Here is an 11,676-nt window from a genome sequence, read left to right as displayed (position 1 = left end):
CGATGGAGTCAGCTATGTATATCGGTGTCGGCACTATTGTGTTTCTCATTATTCTTTACGTCTTGTTGCGCTGATCCCTTCGGTCAATCGCAGGTCGTCAAGCCAAGGCGTTTGCCACGGCAGCTTCCAGCGCCTGCACAAACATGGCGGCCACGTCAAAGCCGGTCTGGTCAAAGATCTCCTGGAAGCAGGTCGGGCTGGTGACGTTGATCTCGGTCAGGCTGTCGCCAATCACGTCCAGACCCATCAGCAACAGGCCGCGTTGGGCCAGCACCGGGCCGATGGCTTCGGCAATTTCACGGTCGCGCGCGCTCAAGGGCTGCGCCACGCCCTTGCCGCCAGCGGCCAGGTTGCCGCGCACCTCGCCGCCTTGCGGAATACGCGCCAAGCAAAACGGCACAGGCTGGCCGCCAATCACCAAAATGCGTTTGTCGCCCTCCGAGATAGCGGGCAGGAACTTTTGCACCATCACGGTCTGCGCGCCGTCTTGGTTTAGTGTTTCGGTGATGGCGCCCAAGTTCAGGCCGTCGGCCTTGACCCGGAAAATGCCCGTGCCACCCATGCCGTCGAGCGGTTTGAGAATGATGTCGTGGTGCTCGGCATGAAAGCGTTTGATGTCCTGCGCGTCGCGCGTGACCAGGGTTGGGCCGATGAACTGGGGCCATTCCATGATGGCCAGTTTTTCAGGGTGGTCACGTAGCGCGCGGGGCTTGTTGAACACCTTGGCACCTTCGCGCTCGGCTTGTTCCAGCAGGTGGGTGGCGTAGAAAAACTCGTTGTCAAACGGCGGATCCTTGCGCATCACCACGGCGTCAAATTCGCGAATGGCCTGGCCCCGCTCATCGGGCTTTTGCTGGAGCGCGGTGAACCAGTCCACCGAATGCCCGGTGAGCGTGATGTCGCGCACAAAAGCGGTCACGGCCGCACCGCGCTGCCACATGATGTCTTTGGGTTCGCAGACGCTCAAACGGTGGCCGCGCGCCTGCGCCTCGCGCATCATGGCAAAGGTGGTGTCCTTGTAAATTTTGAAAGATTCCAGCGGGTCGGCGATGAACAACAGGTGCATTTGAGTTCCTAATCAGTTGGGGACAGAGCTGAAGATCTGTCTTGAATCAGTTGAGGACAGAGCAAATTTGCTGCGCAAATCTTGGTCTGTCCCGCAAAGTATCAGGTTTTTAAATTTCAATCTTGCTGCCCAACTCCACCACCGAGTTGCTGGGCAGGTTCAAAAAGTTGGCCGCTGCGCTGGCGTTAAGGTGCATTTGGGCAAACAATTTCTCCCGCCATGGGGCCATGCCGCCAGCCAGCGATGGTGCGATGGTGTCGCGGCTCAGGAAATAGCTGGTGCTCATGGGTTCGAGTTCGAAGCCGCGGCCCTTCATCAGTTTCAACGCGCGCGGCAAGTCGGGGTCGTTCTTGAAGCCATAGTTCACCACCACCTGCCAGCAATCGTGCCCGAGTGCTTCCAGTTCCAGCCGCTTGTCCATGCCGATCCACGGCACTTCATGGTTGACCACGGTGACGAACAGGTTGACCTCATGCAGCACCTTGTTGTGCTTCAGGTTGTGCAGCATGGCGTTGGGCACAGTGCCGGGCGCAGCCGTCAAGAACACTGCTGTGCCTGCGACACGGGTGGGCGGGCTGACAAAAACCGCCTCCAGAAAGCTGGTCAGGTCAATGGCGTCGGCGGCCAGTTTTTTGTTCAGCAGGCGCCGGCCGTCCTTCCAGGTCAGCATCACGGTGAATATGCCGGCTGCAATCAACAAGGGGAACCAGCCGCCATCGAGCAGTTTGAGCAAATTCGATGAGAAAAACGCCAGATCGACCACAAAAAACAAGCCGGTGGCGCCCACGCACAGCACCAAAGGGTAGTGCCAGGCGTAGCGGATGACAAAAAACGTGAGCACGGTGGTGATCAGCATGTCCAGCGTCACGGCAATGCCGTAAGCCGCCGCCAGGTTACTGGATGACTTGAACAGCACCACAGCCAGCACAATCAGCACAAACAGCCCCCAATTCACAAACGGCATGTAGATCTGCCCGGTTTCCTTGACACTGGTGTGCCAGATTTGGAAGCGCGGCAAATAGCCCAGCTGAATCACCTGTTTGGTCACAGAAAACGCGCCTGTGATCAGGGCCTGCGAGGCAATGACCGTGGCCATCGTGGCCAGCACCACCAGCGGAATCAAGGCCCAGGCGGGCGCCATCATATAAAACGGATTCTTGACTGCAGCCGGGTTGCTCAGCAGCAGCGCGCCCTGACCAAAGTAGTTCAGCGTCAGGCACGGCATGACAACGAAAAACCAGGCCAGGCGAATTGGTTTTTTGCCAAAGTGCCCCATGTCGGCATACAGGGCCTCGCCACCGGTCACGCACAGCACCACCGCGCCCAGAATGATGAAAGTGGTCATTGGCTCGGCCCACATGAAGGCCAGTGCATAGTGCGGGCTCAGCGCCAGCAGAATTTCCGGGTTGTGCATGATGTGCGACACGCCCAGCACCGCAATGCTGACAAACCAGACCAGTGTGATGGGGCCAAAAAACTTGCCAATGTCGGCAGTGCCACGCTTTTGCACCACAAACAAGCCGAACAAAATCACCAGCGTGAGCGGAATCACCGCCTTCTTGAAGTTGGGCGACACCACCTCCAGCCCCTCAACCGCTGACAGCACCGAGATCGCCGGGGTGATGACGCCGTCGCCATAGAACAGGCAAGTGCCAAAAATTCCCACCAGCAACAACACCCGGCGCAACTTGGGCTTGTCCTTGACGGACTGGGACGCCAGCGCCAGCATGGCCACCAGGCCGCCTTCGCCGTTGTTGTCGGCGCGCAGCACCAGGGTCACATATTTCAGGGAAATGATGACGGTGAGCGTCCAGAAGAAGATCGACAGAATGCCCATCACGTTGTCCACCGTGAAGGGCACATGCCCCGAACCAAAAACTTCCTTGACGGCGTACAGCACGCTGGTGCCGATGTCGCCATAGACCACACCAATGGCCCCCAGGGTGAGGGCGCGCAGCGAAGTTTGAGATGTTGCCAGATAGTCACCCGCAGGCTTCAAGCCGCCGGGCTCCGTGTCATGTTGGAGCGCTATTTTGCGTCAGAACCGCCGCTTACTCGAAATCCTGTGCGTCGGGGTCGGTGGCTTCGAGCTCATAACTGGCGGCCAGCATGGCCAAACGTCCCACCACGCCATACATGTAAAAGCGATTTGGCACGCTGGCACCCGGTTTGACGCCAGGCTGGGGCAATTGGGTGCTGTGCTCAAACGCCAGCGGCACATAACCGGCACCGGGGGCGTTGAGGTTTTCATCGATGCCGCGCCCGGCATGCACCCGGTAGAAGCCGCCCACCACATAACGGTCCATCATGTAGATCACCGGCTCGGCTACCGCATCGTTGACGCGTTCCTGCGTCAGGACGCCCTCCTGGACCATGAAATCGTGGGGTAAATGGGGTGCTTTGCGGCCCTTGTTCAAAGTCTTGATGCGCTCTTGCAGCGCATCCATGTCCTTTGTATCGCGCACCGTGACAATGCCCAGCTCGTGGGTGCCGTGATCGGCTTTCACCACCACGAATGGCTTTTCCTTGATGCCGTATTCTTTGTACTTGCGCTTGACGCGGGTCAGCACGCTGTCGATCTGGGTTTGCAAACAGTCCAGCCCGTTTTCCAGGCCCAGATTGACGTTTTCACAGCGGTCAAACAGCGGATAGATCAACCAGGGGTCAACGCCCAGCAGTTTGCCCAGTCGCTTGGACACTTCTTCGTAGCACTTGAAATGTGTGCTTTTGCGCCGGGTGGGCCAGCCTGCGTGCAGTGGCGGCAGCAGGTATTGCTCGTAGGTTTCTTCCAGAATGCCGGGCACGCCGGCGCTCAGGTCGTTGTTGAGCAGAATGGTGCAGGGGTCAAAGTCTTTCAGGCCGAGGCGGCGCTTGGTGCGAATGACCGGCTCCAGCGTGACATGGTCGCCGTTTTGCAGCTCAAACGTGGTGTTTTTCTTGATGGCCGGGTCAATCGAGCCGAGCCGCACATTCAGGCCCGCCATGTTGAAAATGCGCTGCAACTGGGCCAGGTTGGACAGGTAAAAGCTGCTGGGCTGGCCGTTCTCCGGGATCACCAGCAGGTTGCGCGCTTCAGGGCAAATTTTCTCGATGGCGGCCATGGCGGCCTGCACTGCCAGCGGCAGCATCTCGGGCGTGAGGTTGTTCCAGCCGCCAGGGTACAGGTTGGTGTCCACCGGGGCCAGCTTGAAGCCGGCATTGCGCACGTCCACCGAACTGTAAAACGGCGGGGTGTGCTCCATCCACTCCAGTCGGAACCAGCGCTCGATGGCGGGCATGGAGTCCAGCACGCGCTGCTCCAACTCGTTGATGGGGCCCGTCAGGGCGGTGATCAGGTGCGGAACCATAGGAGACCTTGCATAGTGTTAACCCTGATTTTAAGCGCTCTCACCCCGCTCAACGACGCACCTCGCCCGCGCCCAGCACCACATACTTGAGCGAGGTCAGACCCTCGATGCCGACCGGGCCGCGGGCGTGGAACTTGTCGGTGCTGATGCCAATCTCGGCCCCCAGGCCGTACTCGAACCCGTCGGCAAAACGGGTGCTGGTATTGACCATGACGCTGGCCGAATCAACTTCGCGCAGGAACTGCTGGGCGTGCATGTGGTCGCGCGTCAGGATGGCGTCGGTGTGGTGGCTGGAGTATTGGTTGATGTGGGCAATCGCCTCGTCCACCCCGGCCACGACCTTGATGCTGATGATGGGCGCCAGGTATTCCTCATACCAGTCGGCCTCCGAGGCGGGCTGAAGCACCATTTTTTCAGGGCAGGCCTGCAGCAGGGCCAGGGCCTCGGGGTCACAGCGCATTTCGACCCCCTTGGCCGCATAAATGGCACCGATCAAAGGCAAAAACTCGGCGGCCACGCCGCGCGCCACCAGCAGGCTCTCAGTCGCGTTGCACGGGCTGTACTTGCTGGTCTTGGCGTTGTCGGCCACACTGACGGCCATGGCCAGATCACTCGGGTCGTCGACATAGGTGTGGCAATTGCCGTCCAGATGCTTGATGACCGGCACTTTGGCGTCGCGGCTGATGCGCTCGATCAGACCCTTGCCGCCGCGCGGAATGATCACATCCACATATTGCGGCATGGTGATGAGCTCGCCCACCACGGCGCGGTCGGTGGTTTGCACCAGTTGGACCGCATGGGCGGGCAGGCCGCTGTCAAGCAGGGCCCGTTGCACCAACCGGGCCAGCGCCTTGTTGGATTCAATGGCCTCCGAGCCGCCGCGCAAAATGCAGGCGTTGCCGCTCTTGATGGAGAGGCTGGCGGCCTCGATGGTGACGTTGGGGCGGCTCTCAAAGATCATGCCAAAAACCCCGATGGGCACGCGCATCTGTCCCACGCGGATGCCACTGGGCTGCTGGCGCAGGGCGGTGATCTCGCCGATGATGTCGGCCATGGCGGCCAATTGCTCGCAGCCCTGGGCACAGGTCTCGAGCACCTTGGGGCTGAGCTTGAGCCGGTCCACCATGGGGGCTGCCAGGCCCGCTGCCACAGCGCGCTCCAAGTCTCTGGCGTTATCGACCTGCAGCGCATCGACGTTGGCGCGCAGCAGTTTGGCGAGGCCGCGCAGCGCGGCGTTTCGGCTGGCCGCGGGCGCTTTGGCCATCAGCGCGGAAGCCTGCTTGGCCTGCAGCCCAAGGGTCTGGGCGGTTTCTGGCGTGTCGGGTGTCGTCATGGACGGTCTCGTGGTGGGGTTGGCTTGGGTACAGGCGTCGAATCGTACTTGATTTATGAGGGTTGCCGCCTCGGGCGCCGGGTCTGAAAAATAAGCGGCTGTGTGGGGGAAAACACCAGCAGACAAGGGGGGCGATCCGGTCAACAATAAATTTGTCCTCATTTTCTGCCATCGCTTACCTACTGGAGATTGAACCCATGCGTCTTGTCAAAAAATTCACACTGGCCTTGAGCCTGGGCGCGGCCATCGTCAGCAGCGCTGCGCTGGCCCAGCAGCAGCAATTCATCAATGTGCTCACCGGCGGCCAAAGCGGGGTGTATTACCCGCTCGGGGTGTCCTTGTCGCAAATCTTTGGCAAAGCCATACCCAACGTTCGTTCCACGGCGCAGGTGACCAAAGCCTCTGCGGAAAATCTCAACCTGTTGCAGGCGGGGCGTGGTGAGCTGGCGCTGGCCTTGGCCGATTCGGTCTCAGACGCCTGGAAGGGCGACGAAGAGGCCGGTTTCAAGACCAAGCTTGACAAGCTGCGCGGCATCTCGGGCACCTACAACAACTACATCCAGATCGTGGCCAATGCCGACTCTGGCATCAAAACCCTGGCTGACCTCAAAGGCAAGCGCGTGTCTGTGGGAGCCGCCAAATCGGGCACCGAGCTCAACGCCCGTGCCATCTTCAAAGCCGCGGGCCTGACCTATGCCGACATGGCCAAGGTGGAGTACCTGGCCTTTGGCGAATCGGTGGAGCTGATGAAAAACCGCCAGCTCGATGCCACACTGCAGTCTGCCGGCCTGGGGGTGGCCTCCATTCGTGACTTGGCCACGGCGGTGAAAATTGTGGTGATTCCCGTGCCCGCTGACGTGGTTGCCAAAGTGGGCGACGCGGCTTACCAGGCGGCCATGATTCCGGCCAACACCTACACCGGGCAAACCGCCGACATTGCCACCGCGGCCATTCCCAACTTTTTGATCACCCACGCCGGGGTGTCCGACGAGCTGGCCTATCAAATGACCAAGAGCATGTATGAGAACCTTGACACGCTCTACGCGTCGCACAACGCGGCCAAGGCGATCAAGCGCGAGAACGCCATCAAGGGCATGCCGGTGCCCCTGCACCCGGGCGCCGAGCGTTATTACAAGGAAGTGGGCCTGGCCAAGTAAGCGCTGACCGTCCTTCATCCGGACCGACCCCCGCCGCGGAAGGTCGATTCGGATTCATCTTCAAGAGGTACCCATGAACGAACCCAGTACCGATTCCGAAGATAGATCACTGGAGCCGCCCAGCGGCGCGATTTTCTGGGTTGCGATTTTCTTCTCCAGCTATCAGCTGTGGATGGCGGCCTTTCACCCCTTGTCGAGCTTGGTGATCCGATCCATCCATGTCGGCTTTGTCTTGCTGATGATCTATGCCATTTACCCGCCGATGGGCGGGCGCTCGGCGCTCTGGCGGGCCATTGGTTGGGCCATGGGTCTGACCGGCTTTGCTTTCAGCATCTACCAGTGGGTGTTTGAGGCTGACCTGACCCAGCGCTCGGGCGATCTCACCACCTTCGACTGGGTGGTCGGTGTGGTCACGGTAGCCCTGGTGTTTGATGCCGCCCGACGCGCCATGGGTTGGGGCTTGCCCGTGATTTGCGCTATTTTTCTGCTTTACGGCATGTTCGGCGAGCATTTGCCGGGGACGCTGGCCCACCGGGGCTTTGGGCTGGATCAGATTGTGAGCACCCTGGGCTTTGGCACCGAGGGCATTTACGGCACGCCCACCTATGTGTCGTCCACCTACATTTTTCTTTTCATCCTGTTCGGCTCCTTTCTGGAGCAGGCCGGCATGATCCGCCTGTTTACCGACTTTGCGCTGGGCACCGTGGGCCACACGCGCGGCGGGCCGGCCAAGGTGGCCGTGATCTCGTCGGGTTTGATGGGCACCATCAGCGGCTCCGGCGTGGCCAACGTGGTCACCACCGGGCAGTTCACCATTCCGCTGATGAAACGCTTTGGCTACAGCCCGGCGTTTGCCGGCGGCGTGGAGGCCACCGCCAGCATGGGCGGTCAGATCATGCCTCCGGTGATGGGGGCGGTGGCCTTCATCATGGCCGAGACCATCAATGTGCCCTACATCGAGATCGTCAAGGCGGCAGTGATTCCGGCCATTCTGTACTTTGTGACCGCCTTCTGGATGGTGCATCTGGAGGCCGGCAGCAAGGGCCTGACGGGCCTGGCCAAAGAGGACTGCCCCAACCCGTGGACGGCAGTGCGCGAGCGCTGGTACCTGCTGCTGCCGCTGGCGGGGCTGGTCGGCCTGCTGTTTTCCGGCTACACGCCGCTGTTTTCCGGCACGGTGGGGCTGGGACTGACGGCGATTCTGATCTTTGGCGCGGCCGTGATCAGCGGCGTCAAGCGCACGCCACTGCGCGCCCTGGCCTGGGTACTGCTGGGCTTTGCCTGCTCGGGTTTTTTCCAGTTTGGCGTGGGTACTTTTTTTGTCCTGATTGCCCTGCTGGTGGCGCTGACCTTCATTCTGCGCAACGGCGCTGACGCGCGCAAACTGGCCGTCAAAGCGCTGGTGGACGGTGCCCGCCACGCCCTGCCGGTGGCGATTGCCTGTGCGTTGGTAGGCGTGATCATCGGCATGATCAACCTGACCGGCGTGGCCGCCGAACTGGGCGGGCGCATCATTGCCGTGGGTGAAAAAAGCCTGTTTCTGGCGCTGCTGCTCACCATGGTGACCTGTCTGGTGCTGGGCATGGGCATACCGACCATTCCCAACTACATCATCACCAGTTCGTTGGCCGCGCCCGTGCTGCTGCAGTTGGGTGTGCCGCTGATCGTGTCACACATGTTTGTCTTTTACTTTGGCATCATGGCCGACCTGACGCCGCCGGTGGCGCTGGCGGCCTTTGCGGCGGCACCGATTGCGGGCGTGAGTGGCCTGAAGATCAGCATACAGGCCATCCGCGTGGCCATTGCGGGTTTCATCGTGCCGTTCATGGCGGTGTATAGCCCGGCGCTGATGCTGCAGAGCGGTGACTGGCTCGACACCACTTGGATTGTCTTCAAGGCGCTGGTGGCGATTGGCATGTGGGGTGCGGGCGCCATCGGCTTTTTGATCACGCGGCTCAACCTGGTGGAGCGTGTGGTGGCCATTGGCTCGGCCAGCCTGCTGGTGGTAGCGCTGCCCCTGACGGACGAACTGGGCCTGGGCCTGATTGCCGCATTTGTCGCCTGGCATGTGTGGCGCAGCCGCGCCAAATGAGCCTTTGCGGTTGGCCCTGCAAACTTCTGCATTGGCGGATTGACGCATGGCATCTCTTGGCATTTGCCTGAGCCTGGCTGCCGCGCTCCAAGGCACCCCAGTGGTGTTTGTGCCAGTCACCGAATTTACGCTGGCCTGGACCCATTCGATTGAAAAAGTGCGTTGGGAAGAGGACTACGCGGTGCGGTTTGATGCGGTGCTTGGCCAGCCGGTGCTGCACGCGGTGCAGGCCAGGGTGCGCGGTTCAGGCGCCGGCATGGAGCCGCCTCCTGATGCGGTGCTGCGCCAGGGCTGGTACCGCTACACACCAGTCACCAAGGTGCCGCCTGAGTTGCGCCTGACCCGCTCGGAGTTCACCCCCGACTACGAGCTGTGTGTGCCGGGCCGCTGCCAGCCCATGGCTCACTGGTTGCCTTCAGACGGCGGCGTCACGCTGCTCAAGGCCTGCCGCGGGCCCGAGTAGGCAGGGCGGCATCAGCGTGCTGCAGGCAAAAACAGCGCCTGCAAATCGTTCAAAAAGTCAAAACCGCGCACACTGGGCTGGACGTGGCTGCCGTCCACGGTGAGCAATCCCTGCGTTTGGGCCTGGTTTAACCCGGCTTGCAGGGCAGACAGCGGCATGCCTGTGCGCTCGGCAAACAGACCGACATCGAAGCCGCCCGCCAGCCGCAGCGCGTTGAGCATGAACTCAAACGGCAACTCGCTGCGCTTGACATCCACGTCCTGCACCACACATTGCCCGGCCAGCGCCTGCGTCATGTAAAGCTCGGGGCTGCGGGCGCGCACCTGGCGCACCACCCGGTGGGCAAAGCTGATCTTGCTGTGGGCGCCGGCACCCAGTCCCAGGTAGTCGCCAAATTGCCAGTAGTTCATGTTGTGCACACTGGCGTGGCCGGGCAGGGCGTAGGCCGAGACCTCGTAGCGCTGCAGGCCTGCTGTGCCGGTCAGGTCGGTGATCAGGTCCAGCATGTCGGCGGCCAGATCGTCTTCCACGGCGGCGGGCGGGAACTTGGCAAAGTAAGTATTGGGCTCGATGGTGAGGTGGTAGATCGACAGGTGCCGGGGCGCCAGCGCCAGCGCGGTGCTCACATCGGCGCGCAACTGCTCGAGCGTCTGGCCGGGCAGGGCGTACATCAAATCAAGGTTGAAGGTGTCAAAGGCAAGTGCTGCCTCTTCGACCGCCGCGATGGCCTGGCCGCGGTCATGGACCCGGCCCAGCGCGCGCAAAAAGTCGTCGTTGAAGCTTTGCACACCGACCGACAGGCGCGTGACACCGGCGCCACGGTAGGCTCTGAAGCGGTCTTTCTCGAAGGTGCCGGGGTTAGCTTCCAGCGTGATTTCGGCGTTGGGCGCCAGCCGCACCCTGGCTCGTATGCCGGCCAGCAGTTGGTCAATGGCTTGCGGCGAAAACAGGCTGGGCGTACCGCCGCCCATGAACACGGTTTGCACGCTGCGGCCCCAAATGAGGGGCAGCGCGGCCTCCAGGTCGGCCATCAGTGCGTCGATGTAGCGTTGCTCGGGCAACTCGGCGCTGCGCATTTCATGCGAGTTGAAGTCGCAATAAGGGCACTTTTTGAGGCACCAGGGCAGGTGCACATACAGCGACAGGGGCGGCAGGCTACCGAGTTGCAGCGTGCCGGGGCGCATGTAGTGCTGGATGTCGCGCGGGCTGCTTGCCAGTTCTTGTGATGAGTTGTCAGGCTGGATCGGGATCATGGGGTCGCTTCAAGAGGGCAGGGTTCAGGGCGTTTGGCGTGCGTGCCGCGCAGCAGCCCGATGGGGCGACCGCCTCATACTGGGGTACCAGAAATCGGCGATCACCCCATCGGGCTGCTGCGCTGACAGGGCGGAGCGCTTGCAAAGGCTTTCCGGAGTCCAGCAGCATAAGTAACGATTGGCGATCGATGTTTTTGATCGAGCAACTAGCGAGGTAGGCCCTGTGGGGGGCTGACGATTTCTGGTACCCCAGTATGAGGAAGCCGCCCACAGGGCCTACCTCGCGGGTTTGGGTACCAAGGGCTCCGGTATCCGTGGCTCACCCCTCACAGCCACCGCTCACGCATCAACGCCACCATGGCCGCAGCAGCCCGCCCCCGGTGGCTGTTGGCATTCTTGACCTCCACCGGCAGTTGGGCAAAGGTCTGACCAAACTCGGGAATGAACATCACCGGGTCAAAACCAAAGCCGTTGGACCCCAACGGCTCGCGGGCAATTTCGCCCACCACCCGGCCCACCGCCACCAGCGGTTCCGGGTCGTCGGGTGAGCGCAGCGCCACCAGCGTGCTGACCATCGCCGCACGCCGGTTGTCGATGCCCTGCATCTGCTCCAGCAAGGCCCGCACATTGTTGTCATCGCTCTTGGGGTAGCCGAACTGCGTGGCATAAAAAGCGGTTTGCACGCCTGGCAGACCACCAAAGGCGTCCACACACAGGCCGGCATCGTCGGCCACGGCAGGCAGGCCGCTGTGCCGGGCGGCATGCCGCGCCTTGGCCAGTGCGTTTTCAACAAAGGTATGAAACGGCTCATCGGCTTCGGGAATGCCCAGGCTACCCTGCGGCACCAGATCGAAGCCCAGCGGTGCAAACATGGCGTGCAACTCGGCCAGTTTGCCGGCGTTGTTGGAGGCCAGAACGATCTTCATACGCGCGCTGACCCGGCCAGGGCGGCCTGTTGCAGAGCA

At 61.5% G+C, this 11,676-nt stretch carries 9 protein-coding genes; 3 read left to right on the top strand and 6 right to left on the bottom strand.

The window, feature by feature from the left end; all coding sequences use genetic code 11:
• Positions 1–97 precede the first annotated feature (97 nt).
• The 4 genes from gshB to GPS82_RS11160 form a co-directional block, all read right to left on the bottom strand.
• Entirely contained in the window at positions 98–1,066 is a 969-nt protein-coding gene (gshB, locus tag GPS82_RS11175) for a glutathione synthase (RefSeq protein WP_296494611.1), read from the bottom strand.
• A gap of 109 nt (positions 1,067–1,175) precedes the next feature.
• Entirely contained in the window at positions 1,176–3,044 is a 1,869-nt protein-coding gene (locus tag GPS82_RS11170) for a potassium transporter Kup (RefSeq protein ID WP_296494616.1), read from the bottom strand.
• Positions 3,045–3,117: 73 nt separating this feature from the next.
• Positions 3,118–4,413, bottom strand: coding sequence for a glutamate--cysteine ligase (gene gshA / locus GPS82_RS11165; protein WP_296494607.1), 1,296 nt, complete (start codon positions 4,411–4,413; stop codon positions 3,118–3,120).
• Positions 4,414–4,462: 49 nt separating this feature from the next.
• Positions 4,463–5,746 (bottom strand): glutamate-5-semialdehyde dehydrogenase, encoded by a 1,284-nt coding sequence (locus GPS82_RS11160; protein ID WP_296494605.1) that lies wholly within the window; start codon positions 5,744–5,746, stop codon positions 4,463–4,465.
• A gap of 197 nt (positions 5,747–5,943) precedes the next feature.
• Between GPS82_RS11160 and GPS82_RS11155 the strand changes: the two genes are divergently transcribed.
• The 3 genes from GPS82_RS11155 to GPS82_RS11145 all read left to right on the top strand — a co-directional run bounded on the left by GPS82_RS11155 (position 5,944) and on the right by GPS82_RS11145 (position 9,458).
• A complete protein-coding gene (locus GPS82_RS11155) occupies positions 5,944–6,903 on the top strand; it encodes a TAXI family TRAP transporter solute-binding subunit (protein WP_296494602.1) in 960 nt (319 codons plus the stop codon).
• Between the two features lie 73 nt (positions 6,904–6,976).
• Complete coding sequence (locus GPS82_RS11150) at positions 6,977–8,995, top strand: TRAP transporter permease (protein WP_296494600.1); 2,019 nt, start codon at positions 6,977–6,979, stop codon at positions 8,993–8,995.
• Positions 8,996–9,041: 46 nt separating this feature from the next.
• Positions 9,042–9,458: a DUF1850 domain-containing protein gene (locus GPS82_RS11145; protein WP_296494598.1), complete on the top strand. Its 417-nt coding sequence runs from the start codon at positions 9,042–9,044 to the stop codon at positions 9,456–9,458.
• 11 nt (positions 9,459–9,469) lie between these two features.
• On the opposite strand, the gene hemW is transcribed toward GPS82_RS11145, so the two are convergent.
• Both hemW and rdgB read right to left on the bottom strand, forming a co-directional pair.
• Positions 9,470–10,711 (bottom strand): radical SAM family heme chaperone HemW, encoded by a 1,242-nt coding sequence (gene hemW, locus GPS82_RS11140; protein WP_296494596.1) that lies wholly within the window; start codon positions 10,709–10,711, stop codon positions 9,470–9,472.
• Between the two features lie 326 nt (positions 10,712–11,037).
• On the bottom strand, positions 11,038–11,637 hold the full coding sequence (gene rdgB, locus GPS82_RS11135; protein ID WP_296494614.1) for an RdgB/HAM1 family non-canonical purine NTP pyrophosphatase: 600 nt from the start codon (positions 11,635–11,637) through the stop codon (positions 11,038–11,040).
• Positions 11,638–11,676: the final 39 nt, after the last annotated feature.

The sequence above is a fragment of the Rhodoferax sp. genome, assembly GCF_011391645.1.
Taxonomy (GTDB): Bacteria; Pseudomonadota; Gammaproteobacteria; order Burkholderiales; family Burkholderiaceae_C; genus Rhodoferax.
The sequence above is the reverse complement of the archived record's forward strand: the minus strand, read 5'-3'. Positions and strand labels throughout refer to the sequence as shown.